Source organism: Chryseobacterium sp. StRB126 (genome assembly GCF_000829375.1).
GTDB lineage: Bacteria > Bacteroidota > Bacteroidia > Flavobacteriales > Weeksellaceae > Chryseobacterium.
In genome coordinates, this window is record NZ_AP014624.1 from 1102855 (window position 1) to 1126550 (window position 23696).

Genomic DNA, 23696 nt, shown 5'->3' on the forward strand with positions numbered 1-23696 from the left:
CTATTTATTTTTTGATTTGAAAGTAGCAATAGATAGGTATTAATAGCTAATTTATACTTCAAAATTAAGAAGCTCAAACACCTCAACTTCTAACTTTTGAGCAATAACATATAATGTATAAGCTGTAGGGTTAGTATTTCCAGCTTCAAGTCTGCTCATATTGGACTTTTCAAAGTTACAGAATGCAGCAAGCTCAACTTGTGATATTTTCTTTTCTTCACGAAGTTGTCTTATTCTTTTACCAATAGCAATCTGAAACTCTTTCTTATCCACTTTTTTATATTAATAGCCAAAAGTGGTCATAAATGATAATTTTAGGTTATCATTATTGATAACTTTAATATATTTGTTAAATTTTAAAACTTACATTTTATGAGAAAATCAATTTTATTACTTATTGCACTATTAACACTAACAGTATCTTGTAGTAGTAATGATGACAATAACAATGATAGTTCTACCTTGGTAAAGCTTGATAATACTGCATGGTCAGGGGTATTCTCTTCTACTGAAATTAAAATCATGACCAATAACACCATGAATTGGGATAATGAGAAGATACAAGTTCAATTTAAAGAAAACAACGGTTTTAAGCTGTATGGATATGGAAAGAACTCACAGAATCAATGGATTATTAATAGTGGACCATATAATGGGACTTACACATATTCATCTACTGGTACAATAAAACTTAATTATGAATCTGGAGCTACTTTTAATCCTCTAAATAGTGGTACAATTTCAGGTTCTGTAATGACATTGAAAGTAGGAGATAACCAGTATAAATTTAACCAGGAATAAAGAAAATGTCTACTTTACTATTTATCATTTCAGTAGTTTTATTTCAGCTACCATTTGCAACTTATCAAGACACAATTAGAAGATTTAAAAGAATGCAGAAGTATAATCCAGATAAGGCTTTTAACTATGAGCTTAAAAATGGCAAATTAAGTGAAAATACATTACTTCTTTTCCTGGTATTTTTCAGTGGATTTATAATTGCATTATTCCCTTTATATAAGGGTATTAACTTGCATTGGTTGATACTTATTATAAGCAATATTATCTGCCTGTATTTAGTAACGCCTTTTATTGCATTTAGATTATATCCTTCTGAATTAATTTATGATAGAAAGATAGTGCTCACTAAAACAGTTATGTACATTGTTTTTGGAGTTATTTTTTATGTTATAGGAAATAGCCTTAAATAGATTAATACTTATGGGATTCTATCATGAGTTAAGAATAATATAAAACTAATATTTAGCCACCATAAATAAGGTGGTTTTTTTATACCTGTAAACCAAATGAAAAATGAGATACATAAGCATCTGAAATTTAGGATTGGGGAAGAACAATGTAAACATGAGTTTGAGCTTTTTTATAAAGAAGAATACTGTTGTAAAAAGTATTGCTATGAAGTATATGAGTTTGATAAGGCAGATAATGAGCATTTATTTGACCTGAAAATTGAAGAAATACTATTATACTACAATGCTGATATATTAACTAAGATAGACTACTATTTCAAACCTAATTTATATACAAAATTAAAAGTGTGGATAGAGCAGTTTATAGGCATTGCTTATGAGCAAAAGTTTATTAACAATACTTACTTTTGCTCCTGGTATGTTGGAAGATATTTTATAATACTGAAAAGAATAATGAACAATGACCAAATAACTTTATCATACCAAAAAAGGAAATATATTTAATAAAAGGCACGTTTTAAGGTGTTCTAAGTTATGACCAATGATTATACTAAAGCTATAAGATCTATGTCCTCAGTTGGTTAGAGACAGGGATTGATAATCCCAGTGTCCCTGGTTCGAGCCCAGGTGGGACCACAGAAAATCAACCGCTTACTTAATGTGAGCGGTTTTTTTATTTTAAAACATATCACTTAATAATTAAAATAGCAGATTACCTACTCAAACTGACTTATAATATTTAAAAACTTCTATTAAGAGTAAATTCCCAAAAGATTTTTTTAAGTCATGTATATTTGCTTCCTTGTTTAGTTTTATCATTAATCAATTAAGACAGGATTTATTACCTTTTGGATTTAAAGTTATTCCTGCTGATTCTTTTAAAGGATTGAAAATTATTTTTGCCACAAAAAGGAGTAGTTAGCCATTCACTTTTTATTTAGGCATATTCCCATTAGTACCGTTTCATCAGATAAATAAGTCTTTTCGTCGATATCGTGTTGTTTTCTTGTTACTCAATTTTTACTTTTGAACCATAAATTAAAACTATGAAAAGAATAAGTGTTATTTGTGGATTTTTGATGAGCATGTGGTTATCAGCACAAAAGATAGAGGTACTTAATTTTGCTACCTTTCATATGGGGGAAACACCGGATGCAGCAAAAGTTAAATTTGATCCAAAAAGCGAGAAAAGTCAAAAAGAAGTTTTGGAAATCGTAAAACTGCTCGCTGAGTTTAAACCAACTGTTATTTGTGTTGAGATTCTTCCGGCTGAGAATGAAAAGATCCAGAATGATTATCAGAACTTCTTAAAGAATAAAAACTTTAAAACGGCCTATGAAGGCGAAGTTTCACTATTGGCCTATCAGATTGCAAAAATAGCCAACGTGAAAAAAATATACGGAATTGATGAGCAGGAAACGAGCAAATACAATTATAGACTAGGAGAACAGCTGAAGGACCAGGTAGATAATACCACGTATAAACGTTTTATAACCACATTTATTGAAGGATTTGGAAAACATGAAAACCTTTCTGTAAAAGAAAAACTCATTAATTATAATAAAGAATCCACTTTACAGGAGCTCATTACAGCTAATGCTGATATTTTGACACACGTAAGCACTACCGGTCATTTTGAGGGAGCGGACGAGGCTGCCAAATACTATAGAAGAAATCTGAGAATGTATTCTAACCTTAATCAGATTCCGCTTTCTGAAAATGATAAAGTCCTTATTATTTCCGGAGCTACTCATGCTGCATTTTTTAGTGAATTTTTAAAACGAAGTCCAAAATACCAGACTGTAGATGTGTTTAAATATTTAAAATAAAAGATTTGAGAGGGCAATTAACCCTCTCAAGTCTTTTTTAATAATCAATACTTTATAAAAATATTATGTCAAACATATGTTTAAAAAAAGCGTAAAGAATAATTAAAACTCAGTTAACAGCCTTCTTCCACAGATACCGTTGCTTTGCAGAAAAAAGTAATGATGGAAAATAACAATCTACTTAACAGGAGACGGTTCCTTAAGAATTCACTGCTGGCAGCCGGAGGGCTTTTTATTGCTCCTCTAATTATAAGCTGCAGCGATGATGATTTTACAGAAGGAGAGACTGCTCCTAATGATCTTAAAAATTCAGGCTTTGATACCGGAATCGCCAGTTTTGATCCTACAGCAACAGGTGTAATTTTGTGGACAAGATATTCCGGAGGAATAGATGCAGAAATCACTTGGGAAATAAGTAGAAACAGCAATTTTTCCAATGTTTTAAGAAGAGGAAAAGCAAGTGCATCAGCTATTAATGACTTTACAGTAGCGATAGATGTACAGGATATTCCATCCAATACTAAATATTACTATAGATTCTATAACCTTGCAACAAAGGAAATCAGTGTAACAGGGGAAACCATTACCTTACCATCCAAAACAGATGCTGTAAATGATGTGAAAATGGCGGTGGTATCGTGTTCCAATTTTCCTGCAGGACTTTTCAATGTATATGGAGCGGTTGCTAAATCTGAAGCTGATGTAATAGTACACCTTGGTGATTATATTTATGAATATGCTCCGGGACAATACGGAACCAATCCTTACACCAATCCACTGGGCAGAGCCCATAAACCAGCTAAAGAAATCCTGAATCTGAACGATTACAGAGAAAGATACAGACAATACAGAGGCGACAAAAATCTTCAGTTGGCTCATCAGAAAAAACCTTTTATCTGTGTGTGGGACGATCATGAATTTGCAAATGATACTTATAAATCCGGAGCAGAAAATCATCAGCCGGATGAAGGTGATTTTGAACTAAGAAAAAAGGCAGCTTTCCAAGCATACAGTGAATACATTCCTCTTAAAACAGGTAAAGATCTTAGAATCTACAGAAGCTTCAACTTCGGAAATATTGTTTCCCTTTACATGATGGATACAAGGGTGATTGCAAGAGATAAGCAATTAGAGTATTCAGATTATCTGGATAATACGGGAAACTTCGATCAGGTGAAATTTAAAACCGCTTTTTTAGATTCTAACAGAAATCTTATTGGAAGTGAGCAAATGGCTTGGCTAGGTTCACAGATCAATGCTGATGCTGCAAAATGGAAAGTATTGGGACAACAGATCCTGATGACCAAAATGATGGTTCCTGCAGAATTATTAATGCTGCTTAATCAGATTTTAGCAGAGATCAAAAAGCTCGGAAGTGCTCAGCCGGCTACCATGCAGGCTCTTCAGAATACCATTGCCCAACTGATGGTTCTAAAAGCCAGACACAAAGCTCAGGATCCTACTCTTACTCCACAGGAAATAGCAAGAATTACCACTACATTACCTTATAATCTTGATGCATGGGACGGATATTTTATGGAAAGAGAACAGCTATATTCTATCCTTGCAGGTAAAAAAATAGTAGTATTAGCAGGTGATACCCACAACGCATGGTTAGGAACACTCACTAATGCACAAGGGAAAGTTATCGGAACCGAATTAGCTTGTAGTTCTGTTTCTTCGCCAGGTCTTGAAGGGTATCTTGGGATCACATCAGACCCTAGTCAGGCAATGGCATTGGCTCAGGCATTTTCATCATTAATCGATGATCTGGAGTATGCCAATCTTTATAAAAGAGGATATCTGCATGTGAAATTTACGACAGGAGAATCCTTTGCAGAATGGAGATTTGTAGACAATGTTACCTCAGAAATTTTTAGTACGACTACAGAAAAAACACACATCATCTCATAGTTTTAAAAACATATCTTATTTTCAATTTTGTACAGAGCTTCAGAGAACACTGGAGCTTTTTTTCGATTCTCATTTTTCTGTATCCTGAACAGATGCAAGAGGATTTTAGAAAAGAGTTTTTACCATTAGCTACCAAATCTAGCCGACAGTTACATGGCTGATTAATATTTTAGGAGGAGGAGTGTTGCTGGTTATGGTTATAATACTTGCTGTGTTTCTCTTTTTAGTCTCCGGGAGTGTAAAAATATTTGTTGTCATTGCTATATTGTATTATCCTGTTTGGGCTATAGCTATGTGCCCGCTTCAGACCAGATGGGAGAACAGATCCATTGGTATATGAAGAATTCAGTACTCATTCCGAAAAATTTATGTTGGACGGGAAAAGATATATAAAACATATTATAGAAAGGACTGTCACAGTAGGAGTTTTATGATTGAAGGAGTCAACCATATGTCTTCAAAACTTGATTGAAATAGGTTGTCTCAAAAATTTAAAATAGACTTTTGTCATTCTGAGAACAGTGAAGAATCTTCAATAATCTGGCAATGAAGAGGGTGTGTTTGCAGATTTGTAAGTCTGTACTCAGAATGATACTTTTGAGACAGCCTTTTATATTTTGGAATCAAATCACAAGAGTTGATAATTTAAAAATGAAAAATTCCTAAAAAAAATCCTTATAGATATTTTTCGGTTAAGTTTGAAAACCAGATAAAAAACAATCATATTTATCAAAAAATATATAAATTGGTTTAAAAATTAATTGAGAAACAAATGGTGGAAAATTTTATTTATTATCTGGGGTTGGTTCTGGTAATTATTGGAGCGATAATGCTGGCCAATCGATTAAAAGTAGCTTATCCCATTATATTGGTGATTGCTGGCCTGCTTATTAGCTTTATTCCTGGTTTACCCCCCTTAAAAATTGATCCTGAACTTATCTTTATCATTTTTTTACCCCCATTATTATACGAAGCTGCTTTTGCCGTTTCATGGAAGGAAATCTGGAAGTTGAGGCGGATCATCACCAGTTTTGCTTTTATTGTAGTTTTTCTTACAGCTATATCGGTAGCTTTTGTGGCCAATTCATATATTCCCGGGTTTTCATTAGCATTAGGCTTTGTGCTGGGAGGAATTGTCTCTCCGCCGGATGCAGTGAGTGCGGGAGCTATTTTAAAATTTGTAAAAGTTCCTAAAAATTTATCTACCGTTTTAGAGGGCGAGAGCCTGTTTAATGATGCTTCTTCACTAATTATCTTTAGGTTTGCCATGGTGGCCGTAGCTACCGGACAATTTATATGGCAGGATGCAGTGGTAAGTTTTGGATGGATGGTATTCGGAGGATTGGGAATAGGTCTGGTACTGGCGTTTATATTTCTCAAAATTGAAAAAATATTTCCCACAGATGTCAATATGGATGCTATACTCAGTCTGGTAGCTCCTTATGTGATGTATATTGCTGCGGAGGAAGTTCATTCATCCGGTGTTTTGGCGGTGGTAAGCGGTGGATTATTTCTTTCCATCAGAAGACATGAAATTTTCCGAACCTCAGAATCAAGGCTTAAAGGCTCCAATGTATGGGAAAGCTTTGTATTTCTGATTAACGGAATTGTGTTTCTATTGATCGGATTAGATCTACCGGAGATTATGGTAGGTTTGCATAAAGAAGGTATAAGCCTTACAGATGCGATTACTTATGGATTACTCATTACAGCAGTTTTGATTATCGTCCGTTTCTTATCCTCTTTTGGAGCTGTTTTTGTAACCTTAATTATGCGGAACTTCATTAATGTAGCCGATAGAGATCCGGGAATGAAAGCACCAATACTCATGAGCTGGACAGGAATGCGCGGAGTAGTTTCACTGGCCGCAGCTTTATCAATTCCTGTCGTAATGGAAAACGGGCAGCCTTTTCCCCATCGTGATCTCATTCTCTTTATTACCTTTATTGTGATTTTAGCCACCCTTATTATTCAGGGACTTACCTTGCCGGCTTTAATTAAAAAACTCAATCTGTCTGATATTGGAAGAGGGTACTTGTCTGAAGAAGAATCAGAACATTTCCTAAGGAAAGAAATGCGTCGTGTTGCCTTAAAATATCTCAACGAAAATTATAAAGAAAGAAGAAACGAAAATGAATATTTCAACAGGCTGATGGATCGTTGGGAGCAGGAAGACAAAGAAAGTTCTGTCCATAAACTGTCTGATGAAGCCAAAGAAATTTATTTTGAAACGCTGGAACAGCAGCGCATCTGGCTTAGAGAAGAAAACAGAAAAAATTTGAATATGGACGAAGAATATATAAGACATTATTTAACAAGGCTGGATCTTGAAGAAGAGAGGCTGAGAATGTAAAAAAATAAGGAAATGAATTTAGTAAAACAGCTCGGGCAGTTTCCTGATGAAAAAAGAAAGGAATACTTCAGCACACTTCCCAATTATGCCAATGGGAAATTTCAGAATATCCTCATCACACCAGCCTTATTAGAAGGCGAAAGTATGACCAAAGCCCTTTTGGGAAGTCTATGCAAAGTTGAGCATACCTCTCCCAGAACTGCTCTTCCATTTGTAATCACCGATTTGAAAAAACTTCCTCTGGAAGAAAACGTGCTGATATGGTTTGGGCATAGCTCATATTTTATACAGGTTGATGGCAAAAAATTCCTGATAGATCCTGTTTTCAGTGGGAATGCATCACCAATGCCAGGATCTATAAAAGCATTTCCGGGAGCAGACTACTATAAGCCGGAACATATGCCGGATATAGACTTTCTGTTGATTTCACACGACCATTGGGATCATCTGGATTATAAAACCATACAGGAATTAAAAAATAGAGTAGGAAAAGTAATTTGTGGACTGGGAACAGGACAGCACTTCGAATACTGGGGTTGGAAACCAGAAAAAATCATTGAAAAAAACTGGTGGGAAAGTATTGATATTGCAGAAGGTTTTAGAATTACCCTTACACCGGCAAGACATTTCTCCGGAAGGCTGCTGAACCGAAATATTTCATTGTGGACCTCCTTTGTACTGAAAACACCTACCAAAAACCTATTTTTAGGAGGGGATAGCGGTTATGGAGATCATTTTACAGAAATAGGTAATAAATATGGTCCGTTTGACCTTGCTGTTATGGAATGCGGCCAGTACAACGAAAAATGGCCCTACATTCATACATTACCGGATCAGCTTATCGGAGAAATACAGGAATTAAAAGCAAGAAACTTTATCCCTGTGCATCATTCAAAATTTAAACTTTCTCAGCATGCATGGTTTGAGCCCGTAGAATTGGCCGCTAAAAATGCAGAAGATAATAACCAACCCATTACTTTACCTGTTATAGGTGAAAAAGTAGATCTGGATCAGTTAGGAAATGTGATTTGGAAAAAATGGTGGGAAGAATATTGGTAAGAATTAACATAATTTTCATATCCTTCCAAACATAAATAAAGGAAAACTGTCATGATGTAAATAAAAAGAGTTGTCATTCTGAATGAAGAATCTCTCTTTCTGCAATTTTCAGGATGAACCAATAAAATTAAAAACCTGCCCATAATGGACAGGTTTTTCCTTATAAAAATAATAATCACTACTGAGGCTCTTTGTGAGAATCCTTAGTATGAATAATATCGTAAAATACAGACGGCTGGGTGGTATCAGGAGTAATTCTGTAAGTAAACGTAGTTTCGTTCAGTACAAGAATCTCTACAGTACGGGTAAAAAGTACATTACCATTAGCATCTAAAGCAACCAAAGTTCTGGTCTTTCCATCAGGAGAAATAGTCCATGTTCCCTGAGATCTTAGTACATCGTTTAATCCGAAGATTTTAAAAGTTCCGTTAGCTTTGAAGTAAGAATATCCTACATAACCTGCTACACTCGCATTATCTAAAGCCACATCACTACCACTATTATTTTTGGCTCCTGTAGTTTTCCATGGAGTAGAAGCTAAGGTAAGTTGTCCGTTTTTAGGTTCCGCATGAGCAGTTCTCGTATGGATAATATCATAATAAACAGATTGATCAGCAGCATTAGGACGAATTCTGTACGTGAATTGATTTCTGTTTAGTACAAGAATTTCAACATCACGTTTGAAAATGGTTGTTCCATCCGGGTTTAAAGCTGCAATAGTTCTCGTTTTTCCCTGAGCATCTACAGACCATGTTCCTCTTGATCTCAACACATCAGTTAAGTTGTAAATAGCAAAATTTCCGTCTGCTTTAAAATAAGCAAAACCTACATATCCGGCTACGTTAGCATCAGTTAAGGCTACATTAGCACCGTTTTTATCTTTAGCTCCCGTAGTTTCCCATGGAGTAGAAGCCAGAACCTGTGAGGGAGTCTGTTGTTCAATAACAATTTCGTTGTCATCGCTGGAACATGAAACGAAAGGGGCAGATAGAAGAATCGCCGCAGACAGATAACATAATTTTTTCAGTGTATTCATAAGGGTAATTTTAAGTCTTTGCAAACTTATCCCTAATACACCTTAAAAGTGTTGTATAAAATATCTCTTTTGTTGTAAAAAATATAACCGAAGTCCTTTTGAATTGAATAATATAATACTACCAGCCTGTTACCAAAATATTTTTAGCTGCTTTTACACTGCATTTCTGGTATTTTGAATAAGCTAATGCTGCACGGCTTCTGATCTGTTCTCCAGTTTCATGATTAATATATCCTGTTAAAGCATCATGAAGAATATAAGCTTCGGGAGCCATCAGATGGCTTGTCCATACCAAAGGATTGGCTTTTGTTTCTTGTAATAAAGGGGAAAAGAATTTTTTACTGTAGCAGGCTAAAATGATACAATCCCTTGTTTGCCCATCCCTATTTTTAAAAGATTCTGAAAGCTGGAAATCCATTAATCCATCATGTCCTATGTAAGAAAGAAGCTTAGCATTTCCGTAAAGTCCAATTTTGGTGCTATTAACGGAAAGTACATCTTTCATCTGCCCTGAACTGCTGTAGAAAAAATCTTTTGTGCAATTTTTAATATACTCACCATCATAGGCATCGGCAACCAAATAATAGTTTTTCTTTGAAGTATGCTGGAAAATAAGCCTTTCCATTCTTATTGAATCCTTTTTTTCAGACTTTAAAAATTTCCAGTCTTTACTCTTTTTGAAATAAGTTCTGACTCCATAACCTGCTCCCCAATACAAATTCTGATCAGGATCCTGACCATTTTCTATTTTTTCAGGAACCGGAACAATGCCCTGGTATTTATTATCACATAAAGCAACCAATACATGGATCGTTTGCGTGTTTTTATCAAAGATATCCACATTTTTCAGCTTTTCTGTTTCCTTTTTCGTTCCAAAAATATTTCCAATTTTTTCTTTTCCTTTGCTTTCACAACTTTGAAAGGAAAAACAGAAAAAGAAGAGCAGTATAATAAAGGAAAGCTGATTAGGTATTTTCATGATATGATGCATTTTCCTTAAAAGTACAATAAACCGTTTGTACAGACAATTATCTGCCAAATTTTAAAGCTGAAGCTTTCAGAAAACTATATTTTATTTTCCGCAGATTTCACAGATTCTTACAGATGATGGTGGAAAAATCTGCGTGATCTGTATAATCTGCGAGCACTTTATATTCAAAAAATTCTATTTTTGAGTATGAATAACAGAAACCGCGGAAAAAATACAGGCGATGACACCCTGTTCGGTTCAGAAAAACAGATCGGTAAGCTAAAACTTGCTGTTCAGGATATGCAGTATTTACTCACAAGAGGATATGCAGAAAAAGCAGCCTCTGATCTTGTCGGAAACAGATACAGATTGAAAACACGACAGATACAAGTGTTGCGAGGAGCTTCTGCATCTGAGGAGCAAATTCATGACCGAAAATTGAAACAACAGGATATTTCAGCTTTGAAAAATAGAACCATTTATCTTGATGGCTTCAATGTGTTGATCTTGTTGGAAAGCCTGTTGTCAGAGGCCTATATTTTTGAAGGAGTTGATGGCTGTCTACGGGATCTTTCCGGTGTTCACGGAACGTATAAGAGGGTGAACCAAACCCAGAGAGCCATAGAACTTGTTGCTATATTTTCTAAAAAATCTCAGGCTCAGAAATTAATCTGGATTTTTGACCAGCCGGTTTCCAATAGTGGAAGAATTAAGCAGATTATTCTTGATTTTGCTATTGAAAATCAACTGAATTGGGATGTTGAATTACAATTCAGTCCGGATAAGTTTCTCACAGAAAGTTCAGACGTTATTATTTCTTCAGATGCCTGGATTCTGGATCATTGCAAAGAATGGTTCAATCTTATTGGCTACCTCATCAAAGAAGAAAATCTCTTCGTTAATATGATACAATGTGATGAAGAATAAGTTTGAACAGTATATTCCTTTGATCTCAAATGATTGGAAGGAAAAATATAACGCTATTTTAACCGAAGAACATCTCAAAAACCTGTCACAGAATATTCAAAAATTTCAGGATAAAACTTTGGTGTGGAGTCTTCCTTATTTCAATGAAGAAATTAAGATTAATAGGGAAGAAGTTTTTAATCAATTTATCAATATTTTTAATAGCAATGATGCTGATGCTGAGGTTAAAGCAAAGCAGTTGGTATCCATTCCATTTGAAAATTGGTTGATTGTTTTAGGACAAAGACTGACTTCTGCCAGTATCCGTGATGAAAACGCTGTTCCACCACTGAACTCAGTGTTGATAGAAGCTTGTCAGGAGCCATTTAACGAAGAAATTACCATTGCTCAACGTGCTTGGGAAAAACATACCGGAAGAATGAATGATGATGATTTCTGGGGTGAAGTGAAAGGAAATAACCAACAGAAACAGGAAAAAGTGATGCAGAAAATTCAGTATATTCTTGAAAATAAAACCTGGTGGAATGTTTTCTTTCATTATAAACATGAACTTGTTTTTGAAGTCAGAGAAAAAGAAGGCCATGGTATCCGATGGAGCCACGGTGGAACCAAATTGATAGGTTTTCTGGAAAAATTTATCAATGAATAAAAGGCTGGAAGCAGGAAGAAGGAGGCTGGAAGCTACTCTTTGTCTTGTAACTTCTAGAGGTCATTTTTAAACTGTTTTAAAAAAGAAAAAATAAGATTGAACTCTCTGACCATTTTTCAGTCCAATTAATCAATATTTCTTTACTACACAAAAAGATTGCGTTTACTATAAATAATTTTGACAAAAAAATGTAAACCAGACAAAACAAGGAAATTGCCGCTCCTGAAAATAAATAACTAAATTCAAATAAAAGGCTGGAAGCTGGAAGAATGAGGCTGGAAGTTACTTTTAGTTATATTATTACTGAAAGCACACAATAACACAATAAAAGGAATATTAAAAACAATAAAAAATTGGTAGCTATTCTTTATGACCTTCATAACCCCCATCTTCCAGCCTCTTAAATAACACAACAATTTAAAACAAATGAACACATACATTGATATTGGCATTAACCTGACCAATAAACAGTTCTATAATGAACACGAAGAAGTCATTAATCGCGCTCTGGATAATGGAGTAGATTATATGATCCTCACGGGAACAAGTATCCGCGGAAGCAAAGAATCGGCAGCAATAGCAGAAGATTATCCTGATGTTCTATTTTCAACAGCGGGAATTCATCCTCATGATGCAAAATCTTTTAATCATGAAAGTATTAATGAGCTTAGAAAATTATTGAAGCAGGATCATGTTATTTCAGTAGGAGAATGCGGATTGGATTTTGATCGTGATTTTTCACCAAGACCTGCTCAGGAAAAATGCTATAAAGCTCAGCTGGAATTAGCAATAGAAGTGAATAAACCTCTTTTTCTCCATGAAAGATCTGCTTTTAAAAGGTTTAATGAAATAACGGATGATTATCTTTCCAAACTGCCGGAAGCCGTTGTACATTGCTTTACTGGAACATTAGACGAAGCAAAAATATATCTGGACAAAGGATTTTATCTGGGCTTTACCGGAGCCGTCAGCGATGAAAAAAGATTCAAACATTTAGAAGAAGTGATCCGATATGCCCCTCTGGACAGAATAATGATTGAAACAGACGCTCCCTTCATGCTTCCGAAGAATATGCCGAGAATGCAGAATAGACGAAATGAACCTTCCTTTCTGCCGTATGTAGCACAGACGATTGCCCATTTGAAGAAGGTCAGTATTTCCGAAATTGCAGACGAAACTACAGAAACTGCCAGAAAATTTTTCAGACTATAAAAAAGAGCTCTACTGATTCAGTAAAGCTCTTTTTTTATAGTGTTGAAAGGTTAGACCTTTTCTTATAAACTCTTGATAGCAGACTCTAATGCCAATTCCATCATTGGCTTCAAAGCAGTTTCTCTTTCGTCAGCAGAAATTTTTTCATGAGTTGGGATAATGTCAGTTACCGTTAGAATCGTAGCTGCATTTTTACCTAAGTGCTTAGCATTTGCAAACAATCCGAAAGCTTCCATTTCTACCGCAGGACAGTTATATCTTGTTGCAATTTCAGGAGTGTTAGGATCTTTTCTGTAGAAAATATCACTGCTGTGGATATTAATCGCTTTAGCATCTATAGATAATTCTTTAGCAGTTTCATTGATCGTATTGAAGATATTTCCCTGGTGAGAAAGAATGTCTTCTTCAATTCCCCATGCATATTTAGCATATGTACTTTCGCTGGCGGCATTTTCAATATTTAAAATATCAAAAAGCTTAAGGTCTGTATTGTAAGCCCCGCATGTTCCGATTCTGATGATTGTATCTACTTCATATTCTGTATATAACTCAAAAGAATAGATCCCGATACTTGGGAATCCCATTCCGCTGGCTCCTACAGTGATTTCCTTACCTTTGTAAAGACCTGTATAATAAAGGATACCTCTGGTTTTGCTTACCAGTTTTGCATTTTCTAAATAATTTTCAGCAATATACTGTGCACGAAGCGGATCCCCCGGCTGCAATACTACTTTAGCAATTTCTCCTTTTTTTGCACTGATGTGAATACTCATAATTTTATTTTGAATGGCACAAAGATAATAACTTTTATATTGATCGCATCATTGTAAAAAGTAAAATGAAGAAGCCAATTTATAAGAATGTAATAGGTAAATAATTGTATATAACCTGAGTTCGGGATAAGACATTTCTGTTTTTAGGAAGGAAGTAAGGAAGGAAGCCTTGAGCTGGGAGAGGGAAGTGAGTTGAGTTTAAAAAAACACTTACAACCCTGTAATGTATTATTCCTTTAAAGACTACTTCATCAAATTTTACGGCAACGTCAGAAATTGTAGCTCCGAGAGTAACTTCCAGCCTCACTCTTCCAGCTTCCAGCCTATTATCCTTAATTTTATGATCCCGAACTCGGGTTATATAAGTATTTTGTTTATTGCTGTCTACCCCGAGGCTTAAGATCTTTGTTTTTTAGTCTGTCTCAAAAAAACTCCTTGGCAAGATGAAAAATAAAACAGGTAAATACAGAACAAAGATAGAATAACAGAGAGCGGATATGCCATCGTTATCCAGGCTATTTTTGCAGCGTTACTTATATTAAATTTTTAAAAGATGAAAATAGAACATATTGCTTTTTGGGTAAAAGATCTTGAGAAAACCAGAGCATTTTACCAGAAATACTTTGGAGCTGTTTCCAATGAAAAATATGAGAATCCGATCAAAGATTTTCAATCTTATTTTCTCAGCTTCGAGAATGGTTGCCGCCTTGAAATCATGACCCGACCAGATATTTCAGAAAGTGGAAATTCCTACGAATCCCAACAGTTCGGGATCATTCATTTTGCCTTCTCCACAGGAAGTAAGGAAAAAGTAAATGAACTTACAGAAATCTTAAGAAAAGATGGCTATACCATTGCCGCTGAACCCAGAACAACCGGTGATGGGTATTATGAAAGCGTTATCCTCGATCCGGAAAACAACATCATTGAAATAGTAGCCTAATTCGTCATTGCGAGGAGCGCCAGCGACGAAGCAATCTCTTTTTTTGCCACTATGCGCGAATTATTTTATTCATGCATTAGTGGCTTTTTATTAGTAATTTTAGCAGCATATAATTTTATTGCAGATAAAATCCTAGCGCCTTAAAAACATGTAGAAAGGAAAGAAAATTAGTGTCTTAGTGTCTTAGCGTCTTAGCGTCTTCCAACATAAAAACATTTTTCACAATCCTTCCAAAGTAAAATTAGTGCATTCGTGGCCAATAAAACCACATTTTTTTATCAGTACTATAATTTAATATCAATCCTATTCCTAAAAATTTTATTCTCGACGAAATAATTCTATTTTTGTTAGATGATGGAACCCAAATCACCATTTTTAGATACAATCTTTCTGCTTAGGAAGAATGAATGCATCACACTGTTTTCCAATATCCAGACTATTTCCACAAAAGAAGAGCAGGAAGCAGAAGTGTATTTTGAAGCAGAGTTTGAAAAAGAAAGACTTGAATTTCTATCCGATCAGCTAACCTGTAATACAACAACAGCTGTTTGGGCAGCAAAAGTACTGTACCATAGTGCTCAATTATATTTGGTAAGAGAAAGTACTGCGGATAATTTGGAAAATCTCATTCCGAAATTTAAAGGAACAAGAGACGTTTCTTCTATTTTGTCCGCCGACTTATGTTTAAGATTTCTGCCAGAAGTTATCATGGCTCTCAATTCAGTAGACCCCGAAGATTCACTCATTAAAATGCTTGAAGCTATTCTCACAGAATTTCATTATTCCGGAATAGGATATGATCTTGATCTGAGCAATGTGAACTGGGAAGACGAGTTGAAAGACAAAACTTACCGGAAATTATATCTTGAAAGAATTGTTGAAAAGAAAGACTATAAACTGGCGGAAATTCCGTTCATCAATATATTACTTATCGCAGAATTTGGAATGCACAAAGAAGCATTCTGGAGAGAATTAAAAATAATAACTGAAGAAAATCAATGATGCAGAATATCAAAACACTCAATACGGTTCTTAACTATGTAAAAGATACTTTTGTAGGTAAGAATGATGTCGTAGATTTGCTGGGAATCTGTCTTCTGGCAAGAGAGAATGCCTTTTTATACGGTCCTCCCGGAACTGCAAAGTCGGCCATTGTCAGAACTTTAGCTAAGACTGTAAAAGACGGGAAGAATTTCGAATACCTTTTAACCCGTTTTACAGAACCGAATGAAATATTTGGGCCTTTTGATATCAGAAAATTAAAAGAAGGAGAACTTTTGACCAATACGGAAGGAATGATGCCGGAAGCTTCTATGGTTTTTCTGGATGAGATCTTCAATGCCAATTCCGCTATTTTGAATTCCCTTTTGATGGCTCTTAACGAAAAGATCTTCAAAAGAGGAAAAGAAACAAAGCATTTACCTGCGTTAATGTTCGTGGGAGCAAGTAATGTTCTTCCTGAAGATGAAGCCCTGAATGCATTATTCGACCGTTTTCTGGTAAGAATCAATGTGGATTATGTGAATCCTGAACTCTTACAACAAGTACTTTTAGCAGGAAGAAAGCTGGAAAATGAAGAAGAAACAGAAGTTCCGGAAATTCATGCCCATGAGATCAGAGAATTGCAGAACCTGTGTAAAACAATAGATTTAAAACCTATATACGAAGTCTATCTGAATACCATCATGAGTCTGCGAAATACAGGAATTGCCATTTCGGATCGTAGAGCTGTGAAACTTCAGAATCTCATCGCTGCAAGTGCTCTGATTTGTGGAAGAAATGAAGCTGTTCTTTCAGACCTTTGGGTTTTAAAACATATCTGGGACACAGAAGAACAGATTGAAATTCTGGAAGGAATCATTAACCGAACCATTGAAAAAGACGATCACCCGAATTCTCATCCACAAGCCATGCAGAATAAAACTCCCAATCCGGAAGAAGTGATGAAGGATGTAAAAATCCTTATGGATAAATGGAATCAGGGGCAGCTAAGCTTTGAGGAACAAAACGTAATCAAAGATAAATTAAGATACCTGCAGACACGTTGCGACTGGATCAGAAATTTTGAACAAAAACAATACATTCAACAGGAAATTGAAAGCTTATGGCAGAAAATTCTTCAGACAATATAAAAGAATTCTGGGCAGAAATTCCCCGTAGCGATGAAGATTATCTGGGCTCTATCCGGGACTGGAAGAATGTTCATATTGCAACGGATGATGAAACCATATGGCTCAAAGGCTTTACAGATGAACAGGCTTCAGCATCTGAACTTCATCAGTTGCCTAATTTCTTACTGTATGAACTTCGTGATGGCCTTTTATTTAAAAAAGAGGCGCTGGTTCCCAGTAAAAAAATGAGAACAGCATTGCTTTGGGTGCCGATTGATAAAGCGTTACGTCTTACTTTTCCAGCTTCCAATCAAAACTATTTTGGAATTAGTGAAAAAGTTTCGGTCAGGCTAAAGGAAAGTGATGAAGAACATTCGGTGATTGCTCTGATAAGCAAAATTGAAGATATCAAAGTGAGTATTGCGGCATTACCAAAATTCAGACTGGAAAAGATAGAATGGACTGTGATAGGAGACAAAGTGCTTTTTTTAGGAACTCCGTTACTGAGTCTGCCGGGAAAAACCTATTGGACAAAAGACGGACATCTTGTACCATCCGGTTTAAATTTTGAGTTTAAAAATTTGAGTACCTTCCTACAGCAGAAATATAATAAAGAGTCAGACGGATGGCTTTTATGGGATGAAAATGGAAATTATCTTGCCATAAAGAAAGAAGATTTCCGACCATTATCCGTAAGCTCGTTCCGCCTTACTGAAAAATCAAGAGAATGGAATTAAAGGTATATCTCCAGTCCTATGAAAATTATTTCTGGGAATGGAAAACCGATGAAGATGTTCCCGGAGATTCCGGATATAACGATAACAACCTCCTCTCCATCCCTGGAGTGGGGGCCATTGCTTATAGGCCATACATTATGGAAATCCTTAAAGAACTTCAGCCACAGGGATGGCCCTCATTCGGGGCTTTACTGATGGTTTTATATGCGATGCAGGAAGGGTATACGGATTTTGCCACTCCTTTAAGACATACTACAACACTTTACAGTGTTGATAACTTTGAGTTCAATGCAGAAAAAGAAATTGAATTTCTCGAAAAAATAAAAACACTTCCTAAAGTTTATAAACAAAAGCAGAACAAAATAGTACTGCTCCAGACTTTATTTAAAGACAGCCCTAACAGAATATCTCCTGTTACTTCTGAATTCAATCTGAGAATTTACTATAAAAGAACGCACGAAATTTCTGTCTGTGCAGAAAAACAACCTGCTAATCTAAATGCTTTAAACAGAGATTTAAAAGCATTGGATCTTAATGACAGATTTCCAACCACACAATCCATCATTGATGACATGAAAGGGTTAATTGAAGAACCCGAACTGGATGATGAAGTGGTACAGGAAGAAACCACTACAGACACAGATAAGGATTTTATCAGGGAATTAATTGAAGAGCCCAAGACATTTCTGGTAGGTAGCCTTATCAAAAGAATCTGGAGCGGACTTAAAATTCCGATGCACCATCTTTCTCCCGGTGAACAGCCTATTGGGGGGATTTCCGATATGACCAATAAAGGAGACTTTCATAGAATGCTTTTGTCAGAATTTGCGAATGAAGATGATGTATTCATGAACCGTTTGGCCAATAATGAAACCTTATACATTCAAAGAGAAATACCGCCTGAAGAAAATATCTTTGAAAGAATTATTCTTATTGATACTTCCCTTAGAAACTGGGGAACCCCAAAAGTACTAGCCTTTGCATCCGCCATTGCTGTAATTAAACATCCGAAAGCCCACTCAGAATGTAAAGTGTTAACTTTGGGACAGGCTGCTGTTCCTATTTCTTTGAATAATGTAGAAACTATAATTGAAAATCTCAACCAGGTCAGCCCGGTGCTGGAAGTTTCAGAAGCGTTGGAAAAGTTTTTTAATGAAGATTATCCTCAAAAAGATATCGAAATATTTTTCATAACTCATCAGGAAAATCTTGAAGACGAAAAGGTTCAGAGAGTCATTCATCAAAATAGAGATCGACTTAAGTTTTTGGTTGCCACTACTTCAGATGGAGAAATTAATTTTTATAAACATCATCAAGGAGCAAGAAAGCATATCCAAAAAATAAAGCTTCCTCTTCAGGAGTTATGGGCCAATCCGCCACAGCAAAAAATTGCAGAAAGTAATCCAAATGGAAAGAGAACAGATCTTCCGTTGAATTATCCTATCCTGTTTCCAACGCCTGTTAATCAAATTGCAAAGTTTTTATATGAAGGCGAATTCTTTATCCTGAGTTCAAAAAAACAATTGTTGAAAACTTATCTTTCCGACAATTATTACGACCGGCATTCTTATGATTACTATAAAACCTATCATGGCTGTGAAGTGATGATTGATGGTATTTCTGTAAAGCCAACCGGACAGTTTGCCCTCGCAAAAAATAAGCAGCAGCATTTTATTCTCTGCCAATATCAGCCGGCCAAAAAATTAGTATCAAAGCTTAATCTGAATACAAGAGAATATTCTGAGCAGAATATTATCGGATTGAATATTCCGGAAACCTATGAACTGATCTACTTTGGAAAAAGTTTCTATCTTCATCAGTTCGAAAATCCGCTGTTATATAAAATAAATATTGAAGGGAATACTTCTGTAGAGCCTTTTGATAATAAATACAATGATATTGATAAGAATACTGCAAAAGTGAATGCCGAAGTAGCTAAACTGGACCGAAGTGGCTTAAAAATCATAGGGAATTTTAATAAAGTAGGGATCAATGTTCATCATAATCTTGTTTTTTCAGGGAGTGAAATAAGCAGTGTGTATGAAAACACCCTGAACCTTTACAAAAACAGATTTGACATCAAGATTTTTGCAGAACAAAATAAAAATAAATATACTTTTCCTGACGGAAGCGAAATCATTGCAGATTCGCGTGGAATACTTACATTCAGAAGCAGTAACAAAGGAATTGAGGAGTTTTATATGCCCACTACAACGTATGGTTTCCTTGCTTTGGCTACTCATACAGAATTTGGTGGGTCAGAATATTATCTTCCGGAACAGACTTTATTAAAAGTGAGAACCATGGAAGAAATGTACGATCAATATTTAAAGTTGTTTATAGAGCAGATTTTGGATTATGGAGCTTAGAATAAAACCTTTCCCGAAAAATAGATACCCTAAAAAAGGACTTTTAATAAAAGGGGCTTCCCCTGTGGTATGGCTTCAGGAAATGGAAACTTTAGGAATCAGTCTTACTCAGGTAAAATCTTATGCAGTTCCGGCCAATAGTCCCAATGTACTGTATGGGTGCTTTCTTGTGTTCAACGATCATGCTCCTCAGGAAATTGGAAAAAATGCTTATTTCCAGTGTGTGGATAACAAATTGTTTATTCCGGAAAATACAACGTTTTATCCAAAGATTAATTCGGAGGATTGGGATATGATAGATTCAGATTTTCTTATCATGCACCCCGAGTTTGGATTGGTAAAATTATCGGATCAAATTGACTGGATCGAATTGATTCAGGAGCCAGGAAAGATTGAAGAAACGGTAAGAAAACCCTTGAATGGTGTTAAAATCCCGAAAACCATAGAACGCTATACGGTGGAAATGGATGATGAAAAAATGCTCGAAGCATTGCAGAAGCCCCAAACCGAAGAAGAATGGATGACAAACCTGCCTTTTGACTTGAAAAAAGTGATGGCCGGAAACAAAAAAGAAATTGAAAAATATTTAAAATATTTAGAAAAATATCCTGAAAGAGCCATAGAATTAGGAGTACCATTAGATATTATGGGAACTTCCAGAGGTGATGGATTGGGGAAATTTACCTGGCTTGAAGGATTATTCGGCGGGGCCAATGGTAAACAAGAAAGTGCAGGCACAAGAAACTTCCGCAGAATATTCTGGGGCATTATCGTAGTCGCTATTATGCTAAAAATAGCCTTGCCCTCTAAAGATAAACCTCTTGAAGAAGAAAATGCTGTTTCTTCAGGAAAGATTGTAAAAGACAGAGCAAAAGCTCCTGAAGATATGATTGCTTTTCATTCCGGGGTTTCTGAAATCGATCAGAAGATAGACTCTATATATTTTGAGACAAGAAAAGGATTGTCTAATGAACTTCTTAATGCAGGCTTGCAGGAAAGTAAAACAGCAAAAGAAAAGAAAGAGTATAAAAAGAAAGGCGGTAGAGAGGTCAATGAAATCAGTCAGGATGTTCAAAAGCTGAGTAGTAAAGAACAGAAAAGCAGAGATTCTCTTAAGATCATATATACCCAAAAAATAACAAAACATATTCAGAAAAAAAGTGAAGAACTGAAGCGTAAAATTTCAGACTCTTTAAAACAATACACCAAAGGAAAGCCGGTGAATGGAGATGTTGTAAAATATCTTTTAAAGAAAAAGCAGGTGCTGATGCAAGACTCTTTAGGAAAACTATACGGAACCATTGATATTGGTGATGTATCTCCTCCAGCACCTATCAAAGATTCAAAAGTAAAAGGAGTAGAATCCGGTAATAGCTCATTGAAAAAAGACACTCCTGTTTCAGATATTTTGTACATGGTGATTCTGATGATTGCAGGGGTTGGATTATATTCTTTCCTGTTTAAAAATAAATCATTAAATCTGGGTGGAGATAATATTTCGGCCTGGATTAAATTCTGCCTAATTGTAATTTTAGTAGCCATGCTGGTATATCTGTTTTACCCTTTGGTTAAAATGTTTGGCTACAACTGGTTTGTATGGATACTCGCAATCGGGGTAATGGTATTGTTATACCGTTTATTCAGAGAGGATAAAACCATTTTAAACTCTGATGATGATGAATAAACAGAAATTTATAGACAAATTCATGGCAGCCTTTGTACTGCTGGCCATGTTTAAAGTGATCGGAATTGCGGCGGAACTTTTCCATGAAAGCTTTTGGAGTGTTATCGGAAACCTGATTATCTTTTTAATTGTTGCCTTTATTATTCTTATGGTCATCACTGCTTTAAAAGATAAAGAACAAAAGGTACAAAACTCAAAAAGAGGAGCTCCCGGAGGAGGTAGTTTTTATCTGGAAAATTCACTATTTGACCGGATCCGAAGCAAATATGAGGATCTTGCCCAAAAATATATAGAAGAAAAAGACTACAAAAAAGCAGCAAAAGTCTATATGAATCTGCTTCAGGATTATTACAGAGGAGCAAAAACCCTGGAAGAAGGTGGATTCTATAACGAAGCCGCCGCAGTATATCTTAAAAAACTAAAAAGTAAATCTGACGCTGCCCATTGTTACGAAAAAGCAAAGCAGTATAAGAAAGCCATTGACTTGTACAAAGAAATGGAACAAAAAGAGAAAGTAGGGGATCTTTACAAGCAAATGAATGATCTTAAAAATGCCCATATCTATTATCAGATGGTTGCAGACGACTATACCACCAATAATCAGATGGTAAAAGCCTCATTGGTATACCGGAAGAAAATGGAAAAGCCTGAAGAGGGCCAAAAAGTATTATTAAAAGGCTGGGAAGAAGATAAAGACGCCTTCAATTGCCTGAACAACTACTTTGCCAATATCTTTGATGTGAAAAAGCTGGAATCAGAAATACAGACGATGTATGAAAAAACACCGGCTTATAAAAAGATGACCTATCTGGAAGCAATGAAGTATGAATTTAAAAAGGATGTGAAATTACAGCCTGTTACACGGAAAATAGCTTACGAAATTATTGCTGAAAAAGTAGAAAACCGCTCAGAAATTATCAATGAACTGAAACATTTTAATCCTGGTGATGATGTCATCCTAAAAGACATTTCAAGATTTAAAACCGCAAGAAATAAAATGTTTAGAAATTAAAGGCTAAAAAATAGAATGGATAATACTGCTAAATATTTTCATTTTAAATATGACCATAAAAATCCCTTTGAAATTGTAAAGGAAATAATTTCAAAAGGAAAATCACCCTTATATGCCATAAAGGAGATTAAGGAGAAATTTCCGGCATTTTCATTAATAGAAGCTAAAGAAGTTGTCGCTATAGCAACTTCGGAACATAAAAGTCTGTATGATTATCAAGGAGATCTGTTCATACAACTTGAAAACCTTAATGAAGAAATAGAATGAAAATGTTAGGTTTCAAACACATAGAATTCATCTGTTAAAAAGGATTAGAGACCCCTGTTTTATTACTCTTCGTTGTGAGAATTATAAAATAATACCAAAAAAGATTTATCTTTGCACCAGAAAATTATGACAATACAAAGAGCACATATCAATGCAGAACTATGCAAAAGCCCATCAATATTGGGATTATTTGCATATGATGGGATGATATGGAATGAGGCGAAATGTGCTGACTTTGGAAATTATTTACTGTAAACCCGTAAAAATTTAATCAAAATACAACAGAAACGTCTCGAAAAATCGAGGCGTTTTTTGTTTTTTAGGTCAGAAATTATTTAGAATGAAAAAAAATAACCATAAACATGAAAAATTTTTAATTAACAATGCAATTTTAATACAATAAAATAGAGTGATAGACAACCCAATGAGAGACAGTCATTTAGGTAATTAAGATATCTGCAAAATAGTGCGGACAGGAATTACTTACTCTAAAATTAAAGATTAATTACCTGATTGTCAATGATTTAACTTTAAAATTTATTTGCAGGTTAAAAAAAATCATATTTACTTTGCAACCGAAAATTGAAAGCAACAGGTTTTCAGAATTCAACAAAAAATAATTTAAAAACAAAACAAAAAT

Annotated in this window: 23 protein-coding genes and 1 tRNA gene; 20 read left to right on the top strand and 4 right to left on the bottom strand. The window is 35.2% G+C overall.

Features of this window, described 5'->3' with window-relative positions:
* Positions 1–51: 51 nt before the first annotated feature.
* The gene (locus CHSO_RS04790; RefSeq protein ID WP_045492944.1) at positions 52–273 is read right to left on the bottom strand and encodes a helix-turn-helix domain-containing protein; all 222 of its coding nucleotides are present in this window, start codon (positions 271–273) and stop codon (positions 52–54) included.
* A gap of 99 nt (positions 274–372) precedes the next feature.
* Here CHSO_RS04790 and CHSO_RS04795 point away from each other — a divergent pair, with 99 nt between their 5' ends.
* From CHSO_RS04795 to CHSO_RS04830, 8 genes are all read left to right on the top strand, one after another.
* Positions 373–801, top strand: coding sequence for a hypothetical protein (locus CHSO_RS04795; RefSeq protein WP_045492947.1), 429 nt, complete (start codon positions 373–375; stop codon positions 799–801).
* 5 nt (positions 802–806) lie between these two features.
* Entirely contained in the window at positions 807–1211 is a 405-nt protein-coding gene (locus tag CHSO_RS04800) for a hypothetical protein (protein WP_045492949.1), read from the top strand.
* Positions 1212–1307: 96 nt separating this feature from the next.
* Positions 1308–1715: a hypothetical protein gene (locus CHSO_RS04805; protein WP_045492952.1), complete on the top strand. Its 408-nt coding sequence runs from the start codon at positions 1308–1310 to the stop codon at positions 1713–1715.
* Between the two features lie 65 nt (positions 1716–1780).
* Positions 1781–1847 (top strand) — tRNA-Ile (locus tag CHSO_RS04810).
* A 410-nt stretch (positions 1848–2257) separates the two neighbouring features.
* Complete coding sequence (locus tag CHSO_RS04815; RefSeq protein ID WP_045492954.1) at positions 2258–3040, top strand: DUF5694 domain-containing protein; 783 nt, start codon at positions 2258–2260, stop codon at positions 3038–3040.
* Positions 3041–3199: 159 nt separating this feature from the next.
* Complete coding sequence (locus CHSO_RS04820; protein WP_052480487.1) at positions 3200–4954, top strand: alkaline phosphatase D family protein; 1755 nt, start codon at positions 3200–3202, stop codon at positions 4952–4954.
* 772 nt (positions 4955–5726) lie between these two features.
* On the top strand, positions 5727–7307 hold the full coding sequence (locus CHSO_RS04825; RefSeq protein ID WP_045492959.1) for a Na+/H+ antiporter: 1581 nt from the start codon (positions 5727–5729) through the stop codon (positions 7305–7307).
* A 12-nt stretch (positions 7308–7319) separates the two neighbouring features.
* Positions 7320–8366: an MBL fold metallo-hydrolase gene (locus tag CHSO_RS04830; protein ID WP_045492963.1), complete on the top strand. Its 1047-nt coding sequence runs from the start codon at positions 7320–7322 to the stop codon at positions 8364–8366.
* 178 nt (positions 8367–8544) lie between these two features.
* On the opposite strand, the gene CHSO_RS25300 is transcribed toward CHSO_RS04830, so the two are convergent.
* Both CHSO_RS25300 and CHSO_RS04840 read right to left on the bottom strand, forming a co-directional pair.
* Entirely contained in the window at positions 8545–9402 is an 858-nt protein-coding gene (locus CHSO_RS25300; RefSeq protein WP_084220930.1) for a DUF4822 domain-containing protein, read from the bottom strand.
* Positions 9403–9520: 118 nt separating this feature from the next.
* Positions 9521–10381 carry a hypothetical protein gene (locus CHSO_RS04840; protein ID WP_232509151.1) on the bottom strand — a complete coding sequence of 287 codons (861 nt, stop codon included), beginning with the start codon at positions 10379–10381 and terminating at the stop codon, positions 9521–9523.
* 198 nt (positions 10382–10579) lie between these two features.
* Between CHSO_RS04840 and CHSO_RS04845 the strand changes: the two genes are divergently transcribed.
* From CHSO_RS04845 to CHSO_RS04855, 3 genes are all read left to right on the top strand, one after another.
* The gene (locus tag CHSO_RS04845) at positions 10580–11299 is read left to right on the top strand and encodes a DUF434 domain-containing protein (protein ID WP_045492967.1); all 720 of its coding nucleotides are present in this window, start codon (positions 10580–10582) and stop codon (positions 11297–11299) included.
* Positions 11289–11948, top strand: a complete 660-nt coding sequence (locus CHSO_RS04850; RefSeq protein ID WP_045492970.1) for a hypothetical protein — start codon at positions 11289–11291, stop codon at positions 11946–11948. The genes CHSO_RS04845 and CHSO_RS04850 overlap by 11 nt, the downstream gene beginning before the upstream one ends.
* A 426-nt stretch (positions 11949–12374) precedes the next feature.
* A complete protein-coding gene (locus tag CHSO_RS04855) occupies positions 12375–13160 on the top strand; it encodes a TatD family hydrolase (RefSeq protein ID WP_045492975.1) in 786 nt (261 codons plus the stop codon).
* Between the two features lie 62 nt (positions 13161–13222).
* On the opposite strand, the gene deoD is transcribed toward CHSO_RS04855, so the two are convergent.
* Positions 13223–13933 carry a purine-nucleoside phosphorylase gene (gene deoD, locus CHSO_RS04860; protein WP_045492978.1) on the bottom strand — a complete coding sequence of 237 codons (711 nt, stop codon included), beginning with the start codon at positions 13931–13933 and terminating at the stop codon, positions 13223–13225.
* 553 nt (positions 13934–14486) lie between these two features.
* On the opposite strand from deoD, the gene CHSO_RS04865 reads away from it, so the two are divergent.
* The 9 genes from CHSO_RS04865 to CHSO_RS04905 all read left to right on the top strand — a co-directional run bounded on the left by CHSO_RS04865 (position 14487) and on the right by CHSO_RS04905 (position 23311).
* On the top strand, positions 14487–14876 hold the full coding sequence (locus CHSO_RS04865) for a VOC family protein (RefSeq protein ID WP_045492981.1): 390 nt from the start codon (positions 14487–14489) through the stop codon (positions 14874–14876).
* 351 nt (positions 14877–15227) lie between these two features.
* Entirely contained in the window at positions 15228–15878 is a 651-nt protein-coding gene (locus tag CHSO_RS04870; RefSeq protein ID WP_232509152.1) for a hypothetical protein, read from the top strand.
* The gene (locus CHSO_RS04875; RefSeq protein ID WP_045492982.1) at positions 15875–17008 is read left to right on the top strand and encodes an AAA family ATPase; all 1134 of its coding nucleotides are present in this window, start codon (positions 15875–15877) and stop codon (positions 17006–17008) included. The genes CHSO_RS04870 and CHSO_RS04875 overlap by 4 nt, the downstream gene beginning before the upstream one ends.
* Positions 16981–17724 (top strand): hypothetical protein, encoded by a 744-nt coding sequence (locus CHSO_RS04880; RefSeq protein WP_045492984.1) that lies wholly within the window; start codon positions 16981–16983, stop codon positions 17722–17724. The genes CHSO_RS04875 and CHSO_RS04880 overlap by 28 nt, the downstream gene beginning before the upstream one ends.
* The gene (locus CHSO_RS04885) at positions 17715–20093 is read left to right on the top strand and encodes a hypothetical protein (RefSeq protein ID WP_045492986.1); all 2379 of its coding nucleotides are present in this window, start codon (positions 17715–17717) and stop codon (positions 20091–20093) included. The genes CHSO_RS04880 and CHSO_RS04885 overlap by 10 nt, the downstream gene beginning before the upstream one ends.
* On the top strand, positions 20083–21777 hold the full coding sequence (locus CHSO_RS04890) for a hypothetical protein (protein WP_045492988.1): 1695 nt from the start codon (positions 20083–20085) through the stop codon (positions 21775–21777). The genes CHSO_RS04885 and CHSO_RS04890 overlap by 11 nt, the downstream gene beginning before the upstream one ends.
* A complete protein-coding gene (locus CHSO_RS04895; RefSeq protein ID WP_232509153.1) occupies positions 21764–22789 on the top strand; it encodes a tetratricopeptide repeat protein in 1026 nt (341 codons plus the stop codon). The genes CHSO_RS04890 and CHSO_RS04895 overlap by 14 nt, the downstream gene beginning before the upstream one ends.
* A 15-nt stretch (positions 22790–22804) precedes the next feature.
* Positions 22805–23056 carry a hypothetical protein gene (locus tag CHSO_RS04900; protein ID WP_045492992.1) on the top strand — a complete coding sequence of 84 codons (252 nt, stop codon included), beginning with the start codon at positions 22805–22807 and terminating at the stop codon, positions 23054–23056.
* Between the two features lie 126 nt (positions 23057–23182).
* Positions 23183–23311, top strand: a complete 129-nt coding sequence (locus CHSO_RS04905; protein ID WP_045492995.1) for a hypothetical protein — start codon at positions 23183–23185, stop codon at positions 23309–23311.
* The last annotated feature ends 385 nt before the right edge of the window (positions 23312–23696 follow it).

Coding starts and splice junctions, on each gene's coding strand:
- CHSO_RS04820 (WP_052480487.1), top strand. CDS start 3,200: ATGATGGAAAATAACAATCTACTTAACAGGAGACGGTTCCTTAAGAAT.
- CHSO_RS04885 (WP_045492986.1), top strand. CDS start 17,715: ATGGAATTAAAGGTATATCTCCAGTCCTATGAAAATTATTTCTGGGAA.
- CHSO_RS04805 (WP_045492952.1), top strand. CDS start 1,308: ATGAAAAATGAGATACATAAGCATCTGAAATTTAGGATTGGGGAAGAA.
- CHSO_RS04850 (WP_045492970.1), top strand. CDS start 11,289: ATGAAGAATAAGTTTGAACAGTATATTCCTTTGATCTCAAATGATTGG.
- CHSO_RS25300 (WP_084220930.1), bottom strand. CDS start 9,402: ATGAATACACTGAAAAAATTATGTTATCTGTCTGCGGCGATTCTTCTA.
- CHSO_RS04905 (WP_045492995.1), top strand. CDS start 23,183: ATGACAATACAAAGAGCACATATCAATGCAGAACTATGCAAAAGCCCA.
- CHSO_RS04795 (WP_045492947.1), top strand. CDS start 373: ATGAGAAAATCAATTTTATTACTTATTGCACTATTAACACTAACAGTA.
- CHSO_RS04870 (WP_232509152.1), top strand. CDS start 15,228: ATGATGGAACCCAAATCACCATTTTTAGATACAATCTTTCTGCTTAGG.
- CHSO_RS04880 (WP_045492984.1), top strand. CDS start 16,981: ATGGCAGAAAATTCTTCAGACAATATAAAAGAATTCTGGGCAGAAATT.
- CHSO_RS04825 (WP_045492959.1), top strand. CDS start 5,727: ATGGTGGAAAATTTTATTTATTATCTGGGGTTGGTTCTGGTAATTATT.
- CHSO_RS04855 (WP_045492975.1), top strand. CDS start 12,375: ATGAACACATACATTGATATTGGCATTAACCTGACCAATAAACAGTTC.
- CHSO_RS04900 (WP_045492992.1), top strand. CDS start 22,805: ATGGATAATACTGCTAAATATTTTCATTTTAAATATGACCATAAAAAT.
- CHSO_RS04845 (WP_045492967.1), top strand. CDS start 10,580: ATGAATAACAGAAACCGCGGAAAAAATACAGGCGATGACACCCTGTTC.
- CHSO_RS04800 (WP_045492949.1), top strand. CDS start 807: ATGTCTACTTTACTATTTATCATTTCAGTAGTTTTATTTCAGCTACCA.
- CHSO_RS04895 (WP_232509153.1), top strand. CDS start 21,764: ATGATGATGAATAAACAGAAATTTATAGACAAATTCATGGCAGCCTTT.
- CHSO_RS04815 (WP_045492954.1), top strand. CDS start 2,258: ATGAAAAGAATAAGTGTTATTTGTGGATTTTTGATGAGCATGTGGTTA.
- deoD (WP_045492978.1), bottom strand. CDS start 13,933: ATGAGTATTCACATCAGTGCAAAAAAAGGAGAAATTGCTAAAGTAGTA.
- CHSO_RS04875 (WP_045492982.1), top strand. CDS start 15,875: ATGATGCAGAATATCAAAACACTCAATACGGTTCTTAACTATGTAAAA.
- CHSO_RS04865 (WP_045492981.1), top strand. CDS start 14,487: ATGAAAATAGAACATATTGCTTTTTGGGTAAAAGATCTTGAGAAAACC.
- CHSO_RS04840 (WP_232509151.1), bottom strand. CDS start 10,381: ATGAAAATACCTAATCAGCTTTCCTTTATTATACTGCTCTTCTTTTTC.
- CHSO_RS04830 (WP_045492963.1), top strand. CDS start 7,320: ATGAATTTAGTAAAACAGCTCGGGCAGTTTCCTGATGAAAAAAGAAAG.
- CHSO_RS04890 (WP_045492988.1), top strand. CDS start 20,083: ATGGAGCTTAGAATAAAACCTTTCCCGAAAAATAGATACCCTAAAAAA.